This window comes from Clostridioides sp. GD02377, from assembly GCF_045899875.1.
GTDB lineage: Bacteria > Bacillota > Clostridia > Peptostreptococcales > Peptostreptococcaceae > Clostridioides > Clostridioides difficile_A.
Genome location: NZ_JBJODA010000016.1, coordinates 74712 through 93888, shown reverse-complemented (window position 1 = coordinate 93888; position 19177 = coordinate 74712). Strand labels below are relative to the sequence as shown.

Below are 19177 nucleotides of genomic sequence, written 5' to 3'. Positions count from 1 at the left end.
ATTATTTATTATTTTATTTATTCTGTATGTATATAGTTAAATTTAATTAACACATATAATATTAGAAAGTACATACAAATATTTCTAATATTATATGTTTGTACAAAATTTTTATTTTAAGTTTAAAATAAAAATTACAATTCATCTTATAAATTTATCAATAATATATTTATATACATTAATTATAAGCAAAAACTCTATTTTAAAATAATTAAATAAATTCTTAAAACGGAAACCTATTTTTTCTATTCTTTTTAAAGATTTTAACCCTTCAATAATCCCTTCTCTATAAATTTTACCAAATCCTTTTTGTGAAAAAAATATGTATTTTATCAAAAACCCTATAAAAATAAAAGGAAAATTTATTATTAATTGTGCCAATGGCATATTCTTATAAACTAAGTACACATTATTTCTTGCAGACAGTCTTACCTTAAAATTATTATATCTACTTCCAGTTGTTGCACTTCCAATATGATAGACTTCCGCTTTTGAAGAATATAAATTTTTATATCCATAAATTTTAGCTCGATAACAAATATCTACATCTTCCAAATATGCAAAGAAATTTTCATCAAAATATCCAATTTTTTCTAAGATTGATTTTCTATATATCGCTGCTCCTGCACAACAACTAAACACTTCTCTATCTCTATTGAATTTTTTCACACTTTTTCCATCTCCACATTTTAATGTCCATCCAAACAAATTATATTCATCTCCTGCATCATCTATAATATCTTTTTCAGTATATCTTATCATTTTAGAAGATACAGAAAAGATTTTTTCATCACAACTTATTACTTTGACTAAATTTGAAACCCAATCACTCTTTACCTCTGTATCATTATTTAAAAGTACAATATATTCTGACTTTGACAACATTATACCTTCATTTACGGCTACACTAAATCCGTAGTTTCTATCTAATTTCTTATATACTACTTTTCTATATGCTTTTATCCAATCATATGTGTCATCCTGAGAGTTATTGTCTATAACTATAATATTGAAATTACAATCATTCTGATTTAATAAAGAATTGATGCAATTTTTCAAATATAAACTTCCATTATAATTTGGTATTATTATATCAACCATTAATATTCTCCATTATCCATGTCTACCTTGCAAGTTATTTCTTAAAACAAATTAAATTCAAGTATGATTATGAATTGATGCTACTTTCCTCTTTTTGTAAATCATTTTTCTTAATTTTATAAAGTCTAAAAAGAGTATTTACATAAGAAAATATAAATTTTATCAAATCTCTTTTTGATTCTCCATAGAGACGTTTATTAAAATAAATTGGAATCTCCAAGTTTTTTAATTTCATATTCATTTTGCCCTCCAAAATATAAATTTTGATATACATAAAGTTCTAAATCATATTAGTAATATTATCATATATTCTTTTACAATTTTCAATATCATTATATTTATAAAATTTATTTATTCTCTCAATATATTTATCTTTTATTTTACAATCATTTTCTATATATTCAACAATTAAGTTAACTAATTCTTTATACTCAGTACAAACCTCTCCGAAGCCCATTGTATTATAATCAAAATATCCTTTACTATATGTATGTGTTCCGTTTTTAAAGATTTCTTCTCTATCATATTGATAATAAATAACTGGCTTTTTTAAAAATGCGAAGTCAAAAGCAACAGAAGAATAATCTGTGATAAATAAACTTGATTCACAAAATAATCTATTATAACTAGATTCTGCATTTTTAAATACAACATAATCATTCTTTTTAAAATCCTTAATTTGTTGATGAACATTAGGATGTGGAAAAAATATAATTTTATATCCACATCTTCTTGCACACTCTATAAGTTCTATATCATTTATTAACTTATTATATACCTCAAAATAATAGCTTTTTTTAAAATTTTCATTATAATTTCTTTCTCCATTTTCTACATTTATGTCACTTACTAAGCTTCTTCTCCAAGTCGGACATATAACTATCTGTTTTTTATTACAATCTTTCAAATTATCATATCTAGCAAATCCTGTAAGTTTTACTACATTATTATCATAATAATATTTTCCTTCTAAGATAGAATTATACTCTTGTATTGATGCTGTTATAAATAAATCAATATTTTTATTATATTTATTCAACCATGATGACAAATCATCCTTTGTTATTCCATGTTGCAAAAATATGAATTTAAAGTCAATTAAATTTTTCAAATATTTTCCTCCACTTTGCAATCCACATCTTATATTATCTTCAATATGAGATGAAATCATTTTATCAGATAAAATTAAAAATAATTTATGTTTACAAGATCCAAATTTTATAACTTTACCTATCTTAGATATTCTTTTATAATCCTTAGAATTTTTACTTATGACAAAATATTTTTTTATGGAATCTTTTCTATTCAAAGCATACTTAAATAAAGCCTCTGCATTATCATCTGCTTCATTAACTCTATCCATAAATAACCACAATTCATTTCGTTTTAAAATTTTTAATAAATATGAGATTATTCTTATCAAAGTAATTTTATATTTTTTATTTTTTAAAAGTTCTTGGATAAATCTAAATTCTCTTCCTATTTTGGATTTATTATTTGCTTTAATAACAGAAAATAATGAATCATGATAAACTACACAATATCCATTTTCTATAAAATAAGACTTTTCAATATCAGCATATAATCTAACAAATTTATTAAATATTGGTTTTGTTTTTATTTCAATTCCATTTGATTTTACAAATAATTCAATCACTCTATTCTCCATATTATTTGATAAAGGAATTTTTATTGAAAAATATTTTCTTTGTAATATAACTTCATCAAGCGAAAATTTATCATAAACTACGTTTTCTAATACTTCAGAGGTATATATAACTGAATTACATTTAGCAATTACAGATATATCTTCATCTTTGAAAGCATCTAAATAATTTAAAAATCCTTCTATTACAAATTGATTATCTTGTACATGTAAAAAGTCTATTCTTGGTTTAAAATTAGACAGTTTATAAATAAATTTTTCATTTATTCCATAATAAATTTCATTAGCATTAATTATTTTACTTATATTTATCTGAGATCCATACTTTAACTTTATACAAAACAACTTATGTTCTATGTAAATATTTTTTTGCTCTATTATTATAGAATCCTCTACATCTAATAAAACTGTTTTTAAATTTTTCTTAAACTCTATTTTTTCTTCATCATTAAAAATGTCATCACTTAAGTTCGATACACTAACTCTCCACTGTAAATCATACATCACCAAATATTGTATGTATTTTGGAATCACTCCAAGTTTATATTTTGCATATTTTAATACATAACTTGAAAAATTAATTATATATTCATTATACCATTCTTTTCTATTCTTGCCGTTTTGAATTGCTGATGACATATTTTTCCTTCTTCTATAAAAATATTTAGCATCTGAAATAACTCCAAACTTGCACTTTTCTAATAAAATATTTGTGAGAAATTTAGTATCTTCTGCATATTTTAAATTTTTATCAAACTCAAATCTTTTTGTTATTTCGTTTTTAAAAAATGAACTACCTGAATGTAATTGAATTGATTTATATTCTTCAAATATATCTATAACTTTACTTACTTCAAACTTATAATTTAATCCGTGTTCTCCTTCAACTAACTCAAAAAAATACAATGGTATAGAAACAAAATCTATTTCATCATAATGACACTCAAAAAATTTATAAACTTTATCTAATACATTTTTATCAAACTTATCATCAGAATCTATAAAATTTACATATTTTCCTTTTATGAATTTTAGACCTTCATTTCTAGCAGATGAAACACCGCCATTTTCTTTATGTATGTACACGATATTGTTTGGATATAAAGCTTTATACTTTAAACATATTTCTTCAGAATTGTCAGGACTTCCATCATTAATTAATATTATTTGAATATCAGCTTTAAAATTTATATTTTCTTGATTTATTATACTGTCTATAGTACAATCTAAATATTCTTCAACATTATAAATAGGTATAACTATTGAAAATTTATACTCATAATTGCTCACACTTTTTACCCCTTTTCTAAAAATTTGTCACTATATCTTAAACATTATTCTTTCTATGAACCTTTTTATTCCATAATTATTTATGTATTCAAATGCCACACTAAATTTTGACCTTCTTGTATAAGTACTTTTCTCAATATAACTATTATATTTATCAAAAATTAAGTTTTCATATTCTTTCATGCTATCTTTTTTATTCTTCAACACTTTTCTATCATTAGGTACATTATAAATAGATGTAACCTCATCCAAAAAGTAAAATTCTGACTTAATACTATACTTTATCCATAATTCCCAATCCTCTAATAGATGAAATCTTTCATCCATTCCTCCATACTTTTCATATAGTTCTCTTCTAAACATAACAGCTTGTATAGGAAACATATTTTCAAAAAATATCTTTTCTTTATTCAAAGGTTCATTATATTTTTCAATTCTTTTTATAGCAACATAAGTTAATTGTTCTTCTATGTACTTTATTTTTTGTTCATATGAACTGGAATGTACAACATCATATTCAATGTATTCATCCAAAATACTAGTAAGTAGTTTAACATGGTTAGGCAAAAGAATATCATCATCATCAAGAAAATTAATATATTCTCCTTTAGATATTTCTAGTCCTATATTTGCAGCTTTTACTCTTCCAACTTTTTCTACAGTTGAATAATAGTTTATATTTAATTCATTAAACTCTTTATAGATTTTTTCTTTAGATTTTTCTGGACCATCTTCTACAATAATAATTTCAATATTTTTGTATTCTTGATTCTTAATACTTTCTAATGCAATTCTAAGAAGCTCATATCTATCATGAGTTCTAATTATAATTGATACCATTTTTTCACACATAAACTCATAATCTTAATTAAAGTTTAACAATTTCATTATATATTCTTTCACAGTTTTTATTGTCATGTACTTTAAAAAATTTATCCATCCTTTCACAATACTTAATTTCTAAATTAAAATCACCATTTATAAATATTTGCTTTAGATAATTTATAATATCTAGTTCCTTATCTAAGACAGGACCAAATCCATTTTCAAAATAATCAAAATATCCTTTTTTATAATGTCTTTCAAAAAAATCCTTTCTATCAAATTGATAATATATTACTGGTTTTCTCATATATGCAAAATCAAAATACAGACTAGAGTAATCAGTTATTAATAATTTAGAACTTTTTATCATATCTTGTAATTCAATTTCTCTACTATTCGCAATAATAATATTTTCACTTCTTGAGTTAAAATAAGATCTATATATTTGAAATTCATGATGAAGATAAAATATAAGAGTATAATTATTAAGTTCTAAAAAATCAATTAAATTATCATTATTTATGAAACTATTATAAGTATCATAAAAATTAGAATTTAAAAACAATCTATCATCATGTTTATTTTTTTTAGATAAATACTCTCTCCATGTAGGCATTAATAAAATTTGGTTCTTATTCTTAAATTCATGTAGATTGTCAAACCTAGCAAGACCTGTATATACAACTTCATCTTTATATCCAAATTTAGATTTTACATAATCATACTCAGGTTTTGCACCACAAATAAATAAGTCAAATTCTGTATATTTTCTTCCTAATATATCTACTAAATCATCTTTGATTATACCATGTTGCAAAAAAATATATTTTTTTCTACCTAATATGCCTGAAAAATATTTGTTATAAATCTTATAATTCCATGGTTCTATAGCTCCTTTATGAGCTGTTACAAGTTTTTCAGATAAAATGAATAATATTCCATGCTTAATAGTATAAGGCTCAATCACATCTCCTAATTTATTTACCTTATAAAAATCTTTCTCATTTTCCTTACTTATTAAGTAATATACATTTATACTTTGATGATTTTCTCTTAAATACTTAAAAAATATATATCCATTATCACTAGCATCATTTCCTCTCTCCGATATTATCCATACATTTTTATACTTAGGATTTGTTTTCATAAATATAGATACTATTACTGAGGCAAATATAACAAGTAATTTATTCAATATATTTAAAAATCTATTAAATACATGAAATAAATTTTTATTCTTTAATTTTAAAAGTAATATCTTTATAAAAAATGTATTAAAGTTATTACTTTTCACCACAATTTCAACAAGTTCTATTAAAAATGTATCATCTAATTTACCTATTGATTCATTAGAAGAATTCTCAAATAATACTTTACTTTGCTTAAATATTTTATTTTTTTCTTTTTTGGTAAGAATTCTTTTATTAAGCATATTATATAAAAATACCAAATAAGTTTTCATATTAAACCAATCTATCATAAACTTATATTTAGGATACTTATATATCAAATTATATAATTCTAAATTTAAATCTAAATGCTCAAAATAGTTTTTCTTTTTCTGTAAATAATTATCAGACTTAGAAATATTCTTTTCATCTTCTCTTTTTCTGTAGTAGTATTTACATTTGTCACTAATATATATTTTATTTGCATTAAAAGTTGTTAGTACTGATACCAATACATCTTCAAAGCTATTTATTGGAAACCTTAATTCTTTGAACAATTTTTTTGAAAATATTTTATTGCATACAGAAGTTGCAAATATTATTTCAGGTATATTACATATATCGGTAACTACCCCTTCTTTATCAAATATCTTACTTGACAAATTTCTTTCATATGTATTACCAGATTTACTATAATATAAATACTCATACATGAATAAATCACATTTATTTTCTTTAATCTTTTTTAAAGCCATCTCATATGTATTTAAAGAAATAAAGTCATCTGAATCAACAAAAGTTATATACTCTGCTGTAACATATTCCAAACCATCATTTCTTGAATTAGCAGTTCCTCCATTCTCATACCTATTAAGAATTTTAATTGATTTATATTTCTTAGCATATTCATATACTATTTCTAAACTTTTATCTGTAGAGCAATCATTCACAATAATAACTTCAATATTATCAATTCCTAAGGTTTGGTTTATTATGGAGTCTAAGCATTCCTGTATATAGTCCTCTACATTATACACGGGTATAATAACACTTATTTTATATGACATATTTATCTTATCTCCTCTAGTTAAATAAATTATCCATTTAGATACTCATCATACATGTTACAGATTTTTTCAGAATCTCCAACTATCTTTACTTTTCCTTTTTCTAACCAAACTACCTTAGTACATATACGTCTAATTTGATCTATTGAATGTGATACAAAAAGTACTGTGGCATCTGATTTTATAAGCTCTAACATCTTATCTTCGCTTTTTTTTCTAAATCTGCCATCTCCAACAGATAAAACTTCATCAACAATTAATATTTCTGGTGTTTTTATTGTTGCTATGGCAAACCCAAGTCTAGCTTTCATACCTGAAGAATAATTTTTAATAGGTGTATCTATGAATTCTCTTATTTCTGCAAAGTCAATTATATTGTCTATATTTTCATTTATAAATTTCTTACTATATCCCAATATTAATCCATTTAATGTTATGTTTTCCCTACCAGTAAGCTCATTATCAAACCCAGCTCCAAGTTCTAAAAGAGGTGATACTTGTCCATTAATTTCTATTGAACCTATAGTTGGCCTTAGCACACCAGAAACAAGTTTCAACAATGTACTTTTTCCAGCTCCATTTAATCCGACAAATCCAACAACTTCGCCTTTGTGTACTTCTAAATTAATGTTATCTAGTGCAATAAAATTTTCATATTTTACTTCTTTTTTAATTTTTTTTATAAAGTACTCTTTAATTGAGTTTATCTTTTGAGTTCCTTTTCTAAAGTGCATGGACACACCTTTTATCTCTATTGTAATATTGCTCATACTTAACATCTCTCCTAAATATATAGTATAAATTTATCTTGTTTCTTGTAAAAAATAAATAATCCTATTATTAAATAGATTAAACTATAAAAAGCACATAAAATAATATTTGTCATGGATGTAATATATCCATTTAATATACAATCTCTAAATATACATATGGCAGGATAAATTGGATTTAATTTCATAAAAAAAACAAATCTTGAATCTACAATATTTGGAGAATAAAATATAGCTGACATATACATAACTATCAGTAATACAACTGAATATATGTGTTCCATGTCTCTAAAGAATACATTCACCGTAGCCAAAATTAATCCTATACCAAATGATATAATGAATAAAGTCACTAAGGGATACACAATAAATAAATTCATATAACTAAACTTAACACCAGTAAGAATCATCACCAAAAATAGAGGTATTAAAGATATAATAAATATTATAAAAGTTGACATAACTTTAGATAGAGGATATATGTACTTTGGAACATATATTTTCTTTATTAAAGAACTCTTTCCTGTTATTGATTTCATAGACTGATTTGTAGATTGCGAGAAAAAATCATATAATAATCTTCCTGACAAACAATATACAGGAAAATTTACTATAGAATTTTTGAATATATTTGAAAATATAAATGTTAATACAATCATAGTCATTAAAGGATTTATCATACTCCATAATATACCTAGAAAAGAATTTCTGTATTTTAATTTTATATCTCTTTTAACAAACTCATAAAGCAGTGGTTTATATCTTTTAAATGTTATCAAATATTTATTCATTTTTACGCTCCTGTAACTTAATTGTGTATTTATTTATCTTCTAATAACTTGAAAGCTAAGTAATAATATTTTATTTTTAATTAAATTTAATCTCATAGTTAAACTGATTTTATGATTTATTTTCTACTGCAGAAAGTTCTTTAATATCAAAGTAAAAAGAATGCATACTCATTTTCTTAACTAGCTTTTTAGGTAATTTCTTATAATTTTTCCCACATAAATGACCTATAAATTTAAACCCACTCTCCATTATTAGATTTGGAATTAGCCATATCTTATTATTTTTAACTAGATACTTTAATGCCTCTTTTACAAATCTAATTCCTTCAGATTCAGCTTTAATACCAAAGAAATACTTACTACTGTCAACAAACACGACTCCTATATCAAAATTTCTTTTAAATTGCTGAACATAACTATATGTATGTGAATGAAAAACTTTTGCATTTGATGCATAATAAGTTTTTTTATCATTAAATATGAATTTAGCAGCTATTATCATATCTTCATTCATTATAACATCTTCTGGAAATCCTCCAACTCTAAAAAATTCTTCTTTTATATATGCTGAACAAACATTACTAAAGAAAAAAGTTTTTATATTTAACCTTTTGATATCTTCTTTAGATTTTATTATATCACTATCACCATAATTAAAATTTCTAGAAAATATTTCTATTATGTTAGAATCTTTGTTAGGAATTTGCTTTCCATATGTACAAACAACGTTATTCTTTCCAAGTGGTTTTATTAGTTCTTCCATAACTCCATTATTTTGTGGACATGCATCTTGTGTGATAAATACTAATATATCTCCAGTTGCTAGCTTCGCAGCATAATTTCTAGTTTTTCCATGACCAAATTCATTTTGAGTTATCTGTACAAACTCTATTTTATCATATTGTTGAGCAATTTGTTTAGTTCTGTCGCTTGATTCTGTATCTATAATTATTATTTCATCAGGATTCACAGTTTGATTTAGCAATGACTTTATAAGATTTTCTAGATATCTTTCAGCATTTCTAGTTGGTATTATTACACTTATCTTCAAATTTACATCTCCTTTAAACTTCTTATTTATATTTAAGTATAAAAGATTTATTATAAACTTTTATATGTATTTTATAAACTATTGTTTGATATATATCTATATTATATCATTTTTGTACATATTAAAATATTTATTTCTAAATAACACTTTTTAAATTATAAAATATAATAAATTTTTATGACTTAGCTTTATTATAACTATTTTATTGTTAAAATAACTTTGAGCATGAACATTTCGATATTTTACTTTTATTAAAAATTTTGTTCTACATATTTATATTGAAACAATTTATTTTTCTTTATATATCCATTATAAAAAAATATTACTAGAATTAAAGCATCTAGTAATATTTTTTCTTTATATTAAATATATCGTTTATACTTCTTCAATATCAGTATTAAAAATTCTATTTGCACTTATACCTCCAATAACCCAAAATATCACAGAATTTCCAACTAAACTATCATTAAAAACTGCTTGAATTGCATATGCTAAAAGTCCAAAAATAAATATATATAAATACTTATCATTTATCTTGTCTGCAAATTTATAAAATGCACCCTTTAATAAGCATATTATAATCCCTACTAAACCTACTAATCCAACTAATCCACTTCCATAAGTAACACTAATATACCAATTATGTGGTTTATCTATAATTTCACCATAAGAACTAGTTGCTCCATCTTTATCTTTGCTAATTATTTCATATGGAAATGTATCAAATCCATGACCCAAAATAGGTTTATCATTAATATATCCTATTGCTTTAGTCCAAATATTTAAACGGTCTGTACTCATAGAATTAACTGATTTAAATACTGCTGAATCTTCTATCTTAGTTATATTAGCATCTGGATTCGTTTCAAGTATGCTATTTTGTTTATTTAAGCTCATCGAGAAAAATAATGAACCTACTGTTATACTTCCTACTATCACGATAGTAATAATATTGAACAGTTTCTTTTTATTGCTATACTTTATAATAAATATAAAAATTATAAAACATATTACAATAACTGGTAGTATGATTGGTGAAATATTATTTATATCAGCAAATACAGAGAATGTTTCTTTGTATACATTGTTATTGTATCCATTAAGTAGAAAATATATAATAGCATCTAACACAAAAACACTTAAGAACCATACAAAAAATGTTTTTTTATCTTTTTTATCAGTTAAACTGTAAACTGCTAATAATATGATTGGTAATACTACTATTGAAGTTAAGAAACCACTTATTGAATTTGATACAAGAATTAATATAAAAGAAACTATGTTTCCTATAAGAGCTCCTATTTTTTTCTTATTATTCTTTTCAATTAATAAATATGTTAGGCTTATACTAAAAATTACAGAAGCTATGCCACTCATATAGTTAAAGTGAGTTAATGTTGTCCAGTAAGTTCCTGATAACGCCTTACCACCAAGTACAATATTTAAAATATTTGAACTTAAAACATTATATCCAAAAAAATTAGCTAATCCTAAAAATAAATTTATAAACAAAAATGGAAATAATCCAAAATAAAACAAACTAAAATATTTTTCCTTTATTTTTGTATTATATAATATAAAGAAAATTATCACATAACAAAACCAAGCAATAGCCCCTTCATATCTTTCAGTATTTCCAAATAGAGCTATATCCTTATATTTAGATACTAGTGGAGAAATAATTATTCCAATAGTCAAAATCAATAACATTATATTTAACTTTTTATTTTTTAAATCTTCTTTCAAAAACAAAATTTTATATAAAAATAAAATAAATACTATAAATGTTCCCAAATATAATAAAAATGTTTTGTAAAAATTAAATATTTCCATTTTTTGACCAGAAGCATATTGTGTTACTAATGTGAAAATAGGACTATAATTTGTAGACTTATATACATGATTTACTATTGGTATTATACAAAGCATCAATAAAATCACACATAAAATAATCTCATTTATTCGTTCTACTTTACCTCTATTATAATATTTATTTAATTTACCTGACATATATCCCTCCTATTATTTAACTTTTGATAGTACTTCATCAACTCGCTCTTTATATCCATCATTTGCACCAACTTTAATAGATTCATTTATAATTTTTTTTGCTGTCTCTTTATCACCATTATTTGCCGAAGATTCAGCATATAACAGTAAAAGATACGGATTCTCTCTTACACTTGGATATCTTGAATATATTTTTTCCATTTCCTCTTGTAAATTTTTATAATCTTCCTTTTGTAAATACAACTCTATTTTTGCTAAACTTAAAGCATCACTTTCACCATACTTCTTTTCCAGTCCATCAATTTTACTTAAGGAAATATTTATTGTATTTTTCTCTTTACTTCTAATAGCTGCATATTTATTATATACTTGATAATCTGATTTTCTTTCATTTATTTGAGCAAATGCTTTCGACATTGAAAATCCAAAACTAGCAATTGCTAAAAAAGACAATAGTAAAACAAATTTACTTGTAAATTTCAATATAAAGTCTCCTCTCTATTTATAATAAAATCTTATTGTCGAACGTGATGTAGTTGAATCAGAGATATTATCATTAGTTACTCCAGACCTACCCCATCTATTAACTTTACTATCAGTAGTTTTTGTTTCAACTACCTCTATATATTTTCCATCTTGAACATTGATAGTGAATGAATTTTGATTAGATACCTTTTTCCAAGAGCTTTTACTTATACTTGAACCAACATTCATCGCTGATGGTCTAGAATTAACTATTCTATAATACATTTCATAACTAGAAGATTTAGGTTTTGTTGACACTTTAAGCATCACACTATCTTTTTTAGGTGGAGTACATGGATACACACTCACAGATATTCCATCAGCTTTGTCATCATCATCCTCTATTACATTATCTTCTTCTGGAGATTTTCCACTCATTGCAGGATATCTTGAACCATCTAAAATATCTATCCTTCCTGAATTTTTTATAGTTACATTCTTGGCATTATTAGTTATTCTATATATTTTTCCACTATTATCAACCAGTACATCTTCAGCATCATTTATAAAAGTTAATCTATTAATTTCACCATCAATTCTATTGTCTATTTTTAATCCATTATTGTCATAAACTGTTATATCATTAATATATCCTTCATTTGTTAATGTTTCTTTTTTCAAATCTTTTATTTCTACCTCTTTTTCTATTGTCCCTTTATTATTAACATCACTATTTGGCATATTTAGTGTAATTTTACCTCCAAATATACCATCAAAAGTTATTTTTATTGTTTTTTTTGTATCAATATCGATTAAACCATTTATTTTATCTTCTGGCTTGAACATTATAGTATCATTAGCATCAACTTTACCTAAAGTTACTTTCAATTCATCAATTGTTTCAACAGTATACTTAGTCTCCTCTTGTATATTTTTTATTTCATTGAAGGCATTTTCATTACCTAATCCTCCAACTTGTGTTATTTTATCAAAGCACTTTGTATTTAATACACTTATTTGTACAGAATCCAACTTATTTCCTACCAAAATAACTGGAGAACTATTTTTTGCAGCTAATACTCCAACTGCAAGAGAATCTATTAAGTCTCCTTCCTTTTTCATCCCATCCTTAGTTATGTATGCATTTCTTAAATCAACATCCTTATAAAATTGTTCTATGACTTTTGCATTTGTCTGATTTCTATTTTCACCTGATAGTCTTTGTGGAGATGGTAAACCATTTTCTACAGAACTAGAAACTGAATTTAGTCCTCCTATTATATAGGATTTATCAATTTTAATACTGTTTATAAAATCTTTTGATACATTTATCCCATTATTTGTATCAGAAAGTATAATAGGAATATTGTTCTGGGCCGCCGCTGCCCCCACACTTACTGCATCAGCCAATCCTTTTGTTCCATTTACCACAGCTATTTCAGATATATTAGCCATAGTTTTCATTTTTTGTGCTAATTTTAGAGATGTTTCATATCTACTATTCCCAAAAATCCTCTCAGAACTTATTCCTATTGATTTTAAATTATTTTCTATACTTTTATTTAAGGTATGTTCTCCTCCTATTAAATATATTTTCTTTACCCCTAATCTTTTCAATTCTGTTTTTGTTCTTTCATCTAAGTTATTACTTTGAGTCAATAACACTGGAGCATTCTTAAGTTTAGCAAATGGTGTAGCTGATAAAGCATCTGCTATTGAGTTATCATTAACTAGTATTGCTTCATTTGAATTACTCCAGCCATTTTGACTTATTTTTATAGCTGTATCCCATCTACCACTTCCAATTAAAGTTTCTTTTGTTAGTGCATTTGATGTTTTAATACTTAAACTTGCCAATATAGATGATAGTACTACTAATGCTATTATTTTTTTATTCACTTTCATAATTTTTCCTCCATAAATTCATTTTTAACCATAAAACTACCAAAGATAAGAAATCTGTTATAATAATTAAATTATTATATATTTTAAATTAATAACATTATCTCAAGTAAAAAATATAGAAAAAGACTCCTATATCCAAGGAATCCCTTATATCTAAATAAATCTTTTTAAAAAGATTTATTTGTATTAATAGATATAAAACTTTTTCTAAGTACATTTTTATTATATTATAAATCTAGGTTTATTTCAACAGAACTAAAATATGATTGACTATCATTTAAATGAAAATAAAGACATTGAACTATTTCATAATATAAAATTTTATATTATAAAATAGTTACAATATAAAAAGTAACAAAATTGTAATTTTTTTTTAATTACTATATTATAACTAATAGACTTTTTATATTCTTTATAGTATAATATTAAAAGGAAGAAAGAAATTTCGAACATCTCTTTTTTTCGTATTTCTCACATGAAAAAGTCTATTCTGAAATTATATTAATTTTGGAATAGACTTTTTTGATTTTAATATATTTTTAGTAGAAAATAAGAGCTATTTCTAAAAAACTTATATAGGAATAACTCTTATTTTTATGTTTATTCGAACTTATATAAGTATTGCACTGTTGTCTTTCTTATTTTATTATTTAATGCTTCAAACATATCATATCCTTCTATAGTATATTCTTTAGCTGGATCTTTTTGAGCATATGCCTTAAGCCCTATATATTGTCTAAGTTGATCCATTGCATCTATATGTTCTACCCAATAAGTATCAACAACTTGTAATAAAGTTTTCTTTTCTAACTCTAAAATCTTATCCATTCCTAAAGCCATCTTTTTTAAATCGTATACTCTTTTTGAAATTTGATAAGTATGTTCTACTATATCTTCAATAGTTTTTTTATCAATTTCAGGTATTAATAATGTATTTGCAGGCATAAATGTACTATATAAATATTTAAAATATCCAAAATAATTTCTTTGATTTTTTAAATATGTTTGAGCTGTATCCTCTATAATTCCTCTTACCATATTTTGTATATCTCCAGATATATCTATATTATCTAAAACCTTGTCTCTCTCGCTATATATAATTTTTCTTTGTTCATTAATAACATTATCATACTTAAGTACATTTTTTCTTTGTTCAAAGTTTTTTCCTTCAATAGCTCTTTGTGCCCTTTCTATTGCTTTAGATAGTGCTTTACTTTCTATTGAATCACCTTTTTTAGAAGTTATTCTTTTCAATATTTTTTTGATTTCTTTACCCCCATATAGCTTTATCACTTCATCTTCCAAACTAACAAAAAATCTTGATGTTCCAGGATCTCCTTGTCTACCTGAACGTCCTCTAAGCTGATTATCTATTCTTCTAGATTCATGTCTTTCTGTTCCTATAACATATAATCCACCTAGCGACTTAACTTCTTCTTCTTCTTTCTTATCTCCAGCTCCAAGGGATATATCAGTACCTCTACCAGCCATATTTGTAGATATGGTTACAATTCCAAGTTTACCTGCCTTTGATATTATTTCTGCTTCCTTATCATTCTGTTTAGCATTCAAAACTTGATGTTTTATACCTCTTTTTTTAAGCATATTAGATAAACGCTCTGATTTTTCTACAGATACTGTACCAACAAGAACAGGTTGTTGTGTATTATTAATTCTTATTATTTCTTCTACAATAGCCTCATATTTTTCTTCCTGTGTTTTAAATACCTTATCATGTAAATCAGCTCTTATTACAGGTTTATTAGTTGGTATCTGAACTACATTTAGTTTATAAATAGATTCAAACTCACTTTCCTCTGTCTTAGCTGTCCCTGTCATACCACATAATTTTTCATACATTCTAAAGAAGTTTTGGAAGGTTACAGTTGCCATAGTTTTGGATTCATCATTTATTTTTACAGATTCTTTAGCCTCTATAGCCTGATGTAGACCATCTGTAAATCTTCTTCCTTCTAATATTCTCCCTGTAAATTCATCTACTATATGAACTTCTCCATTTTTTACAACATACTCGACATCTTTTTCCATTAATGTATATGCCCTTAGTGACTGATTTACATGATGAAAAATTTCTATATTATCAACATTTGTTATATTTTCTATTCCAAAAAATATTTCTGCTTTTTTTAAACCACTAGATGTAAGTGCTACAACTTTATCTTTTTCATCTTTTTCATAGTCTTCTTCATTTATAGTTTTTATAAATGCATCTGACATCTCATAAAGTTTATTTTCCTCACTTCCATTAGCAGCTATTATAAGTGGTGTCCTAGCTTCATCTATAAGTATAGAGTCTACTTCATCTATTATAGCATAATTTAATTCCCTTTGTACTTTATCCGTTTTCTTTGTTACCATATTATCTCTTAGATAATCAAATCCATATTCATTGTTAGTTCCATAGGTTATATCACACTTATACTGACTTCTTCTTTCTTCAGGAGTTTGTCCATTTAAAATTACACCTACTGTTAATCCTAAAAATTCATATACTGGTTGCATAATTTCTTTATCACGTTTAGCTAAATAATCATTCACAGTTACAACATGAACACCTTTTTCTAAAAGAGCATTTAAATATATAGGAGCTACTCCAACTAATGTTTTTCCCTCTCCTGTTTTCATCTCTGCTATCTTACCTTGGTGCAATACTATTCCTCCAATTAATTGAACTCTATACTGTCTCATACCTAATACCCTTTTACATGTTTCTCTTACTACTGCAAAAGCTTCCTGTAGTATATCATCTAGTTCTTCTCCATTTTTTAACCTAGCTTTAAATATTTTTGTCATATTTTTCAACTCTTCATTAGACATTTTTACCATCTTAGGCTCTAAAGCTTCTATATCATCTACTATATAATTAAGAACTTTAATTTCCAATTCATCTGATTTATCAATCATTCTATCTATTACTGACATCTTATATTCCTCCTTCTTTACTTTCATATACTATTATACATTAAAAAGATTGATTAGTAGACTTTTTTTTAAAACTATAGTATAATAATCATACTTAAATAATAAATTACATTTTCTTATTTAAGTATTTCTCACAAAAAAGAGACTAAAAATAGTCTCTTTTTTAGTATAAAAAAAAGACTTCTTATAATAGAAGCCTTTTTTATTATAAATTAAGTTTATATTACATATCTAATAAATCTTTTAATTTATTAACAACTGAGTTAGCTATTCCTTTACCAACTTGAATTAAGTTTTTAGTTCCTTTTTCTGAAACTACTTTACTTATTGCAACTGATTGATCTGAAGATATACTATCAGTAGCTAATACTATAGGAGCTTGATTGAATCCTGCTATTGAAGCTGCTGCTAATGCATCAACTAATTGATCTTCTTTAGTAGAACCATCTTTAGCAAGGAAGAAACTTTTTACCTCTTCACTTACTATAGCATCTGTTTTATCTTTAGTGAAGTAATTTTTTATTACTTCTGCATTAGTTTCTTGTCTATCGTCACCTTTTATTCTGTCAACACTTTGACCTGTTGCATCTGCTATTGCTTCTTCCATATCTTCAGAAACACTTGCAAATCCACCTATTATATCTACATTAGAACTTCCTAAGAAACTTTCTTGTTCATCAGTTAAACTTTTAGCTTTTCCGTCAACAACTATTATTGGTGTTGCTTTTTCTACTCCATCTGCACCATTATATGAAGCAACTGGAGCTATACTCATAGCATCTGCTAATCCTGTTCCACCAACAACAAATGCTTTATCATCATCTATGCCAATTTCATCTGCTATTGCTAGAGAAGTTTCATATCTGTCATCTCCAGATAATCTTACAACTTTTAGACCCATTTCTTCTAATTCTTTTACTACGTCTTCAGATACACTATTTTTTCCACCAGCTATATAAACTTTTTTACCTGTTACAGCTTGTGAAGATTTTAAATCTAAAACTCTCTTTATTTCAGTTTTTACTGATGAATCTAACTTATCTTTAGATGTTAATAATAATGGAGCATCTTTTTCTGCTGCTAAAGGAGATGCAACTAGTCCATCTACTATTGCTTGTGAGCCAACAAGAACTATATTTTTAACATCATCTTTTAGTTTCTTAGTACCATTTGTATCATCAGTACCATTATGATAATACTCTTTACTTAATTCTATAGCTGTTTCTATTCTATCATCACCAGCTATAACAGTACTATTTGAATAAGAATCATTATTCTTTTGCAATTCATCAAGAGCCGTTTTTAAATTACTTTTACTTGTAGATTTTAAAGTTAATATTACTGGAACATTTCCATCGATAGCATCACTATCTAAACCTGCTATATCATGATATTTTGATGCTGAACGAGATAAGTTATTTTTTAATCTCTTACCTTCTGGATATAAAGTAACTTGATAGTAACTATCAACTTTAGTAAATCCATCTTCATCAATTAAATCTAGTGCTGAAGTTAATTCATTACTATTGAATACATATTTATCAGCTAAATCTTTTGCTACATCTTTTGCATCACTTGATACAACTTGTGTTTTTTCAGTTGCTGGTATAACTTTTATTGTTGCTTTATTAGTAAGTGTTATTGTAGCAAATTCTCCTGTATCTAATCCAGCTAAAGTTTTCTTTACATAATCCTTATTGTTCATGTCAGCTGATACACCTGTTACAACCTTTGAAGCTTCTGTACCATCATTAAGTCCAGGCTGCTTAGTATAAGCAGGTTTGTTATCTTCATCAGTAAAAGAAATCTCTTTAACATAAACCTTATTTTTATTTCCATCTAAATCCTTTTGTAAATCTAAAAGATCTGTAACTAAATCACTTGCCTTATTACTACTTACTACTAATTTTGTCTTTTCAGTTGAATTTAATAATTCATCTGCAGTTGCTGCATATGCTGGAGCTGCTACCCCTACTACAGAAACAGCTGCCATTGCCATTGCTAAACTTTTCTTATTCATTTCTTTAATTCCTCCCAACATTATATTAATTACATCCCTTATTATGTACACTAAATTTCAAGTTAACATAGTTCCAATATTTCTCACATTTTCATTCTATTCTA

General features: G+C 24.9%; 13 protein-coding genes. All 13 read right to left on the bottom strand.

What is annotated here, in order from left to right; genetic code table 11:
- Positions 1 to 141: 141 nt before the first annotated feature.
- The 13 genes from Q3304_RS14660 to slpA all read right to left on the bottom strand — a co-directional run bounded on the left by Q3304_RS14660 (position 142) and on the right by slpA (position 19073).
- Entirely contained in the window at positions 142 to 1101 is a 960-nt protein-coding gene (locus Q3304_RS14660) for a glycosyltransferase family 2 protein (protein WP_407814450.1), read from the bottom strand.
- Positions 1102 to 1168: 67 nt separating this feature from the next.
- Positions 1169 to 1342 carry a hypothetical protein gene (locus Q3304_RS14655; protein ID WP_407814449.1) on the bottom strand — a complete coding sequence of 58 codons (174 nt, stop codon included), beginning with the start codon at positions 1340 to 1342 and terminating at the stop codon, positions 1169 to 1171.
- A gap of 39 nt (positions 1343 to 1381) precedes the next feature.
- Entirely contained in the window at positions 1382 to 4057 is a 2676-nt protein-coding gene (locus Q3304_RS14650) for a CDP-glycerol glycerophosphotransferase family protein (protein WP_407814448.1), read from the bottom strand.
- A 30-nt stretch (positions 4058 to 4087) separates the two neighbouring features.
- Positions 4088 to 4909, bottom strand: a complete 822-nt coding sequence (locus Q3304_RS14645) for a glycosyltransferase (RefSeq protein ID WP_407814447.1) — start codon at positions 4907 to 4909, stop codon at positions 4088 to 4090.
- A gap of 16 nt (positions 4910 to 4925) precedes the next feature.
- Positions 4926 to 7118 (bottom strand): CDP-glycerol glycerophosphotransferase family protein, encoded by a 2193-nt coding sequence (locus tag Q3304_RS14640; protein WP_407814446.1) that lies wholly within the window; start codon positions 7116 to 7118, stop codon positions 4926 to 4928.
- Positions 7119 to 7147: 29 nt separating this feature from the next.
- The gene (locus Q3304_RS14635) at positions 7148 to 7888 is read right to left on the bottom strand and encodes an ABC transporter ATP-binding protein (protein ID WP_407814445.1); all 741 of its coding nucleotides are present in this window, start codon (positions 7886 to 7888) and stop codon (positions 7148 to 7150) included.
- A gap of 14 nt (positions 7889 to 7902) precedes the next feature.
- Entirely contained in the window at positions 7903 to 8679 is a 777-nt protein-coding gene (locus tag Q3304_RS14630) for an ABC transporter permease (protein WP_407814444.1), read from the bottom strand.
- A 109-nt stretch (positions 8680 to 8788) separates the two neighbouring features.
- On the bottom strand, positions 8789 to 9730 hold the full coding sequence (locus tag Q3304_RS14625) for a glycosyltransferase family 2 protein (RefSeq protein WP_407814443.1): 942 nt from the start codon (positions 9728 to 9730) through the stop codon (positions 8789 to 8791).
- Positions 9731 to 10105: 375 nt separating this feature from the next.
- Entirely contained in the window at positions 10106 to 11740 is a 1635-nt protein-coding gene (locus Q3304_RS14620; protein WP_407814442.1) for an O-antigen ligase family protein, read from the bottom strand.
- A gap of 12 nt (positions 11741 to 11752) precedes the next feature.
- Complete coding sequence (locus Q3304_RS14615) at positions 11753 to 12223, bottom strand: hypothetical protein (protein ID WP_407814441.1); 471 nt, start codon at positions 12221 to 12223, stop codon at positions 11753 to 11755.
- A gap of 15 nt (positions 12224 to 12238) precedes the next feature.
- Positions 12239 to 14110 (bottom strand): cell wall-binding repeat-containing protein, encoded by a 1872-nt coding sequence (locus tag Q3304_RS14610; RefSeq protein WP_407814440.1) that lies wholly within the window; start codon positions 14108 to 14110, stop codon positions 12239 to 12241.
- A gap of 600 nt (positions 14111 to 14710) precedes the next feature.
- On the bottom strand, positions 14711 to 17053 hold the full coding sequence (secA, locus tag Q3304_RS14605) for a preprotein translocase subunit SecA (protein WP_407814439.1): 2343 nt from the start codon (positions 17051 to 17053) through the stop codon (positions 14711 to 14713).
- Positions 17054 to 17276: 223 nt separating this feature from the next.
- Positions 17277 to 19073, bottom strand: coding sequence for an S-layer protein SlpA (slpA, locus tag Q3304_RS14600; protein WP_407814438.1), 1797 nt, complete (start codon positions 19071 to 19073; stop codon positions 17277 to 17279).
- Positions 19074 to 19177 lie beyond the last annotated feature (104 nt).

Excerpts from the sequence above, each read along its gene's own strand:
- Q3304_RS14640 (WP_407814446.1), bottom strand. The coding sequence starts at position 7,118 with ATGTCATATAAAATAAGTGTTATTATACCCGTGTATAATGTAGAGGAC.
- Q3304_RS14645 (WP_407814447.1), bottom strand. The coding sequence starts at position 4,909 with ATGTGTGAAAAAATGGTATCAATTATAATTAGAACTCATGATAGATAT.
- Q3304_RS14635 (WP_407814445.1), bottom strand. The coding sequence starts at position 7,888 with ATGAGCAATATTACAATAGAGATAAAAGGTGTGTCCATGCACTTTAGA.
- Q3304_RS14630 (WP_407814444.1), bottom strand. The coding sequence starts at position 8,679 with ATGAATAAATATTTGATAACATTTAAAAGATATAAACCACTGCTTTAT.
- Q3304_RS14620 (WP_407814442.1), bottom strand. The coding sequence starts at position 11,740 with ATGTCAGGTAAATTAAATAAATATTATAATAGAGGTAAAGTAGAACGA.
- Q3304_RS14660 (WP_407814450.1), bottom strand. The coding sequence starts at position 1,101 with ATGGTTGATATAATAATACCAAATTATAATGGAAGTTTATATTTGAAA.
- secA (WP_407814439.1), bottom strand. The coding sequence starts at position 17,053 with ATGTCAGTAATAGATAGAATGATTGATAAATCAGATGAATTGGAAATT.
- Q3304_RS14610 (WP_407814440.1), bottom strand. The coding sequence starts at position 14,110 with ATGAAAGTGAATAAAAAAATAATAGCATTAGTAGTACTATCATCTATA.
- Q3304_RS14655 (WP_407814449.1), bottom strand. The coding sequence starts at position 1,342 with ATGAATATGAAATTAAAAAACTTGGAGATTCCAATTTATTTTAATAAA.
- slpA (WP_407814438.1), bottom strand. The coding sequence starts at position 19,073 with ATGAATAAGAAAAGTTTAGCAATGGCAATGGCAGCTGTTTCTGTAGTA.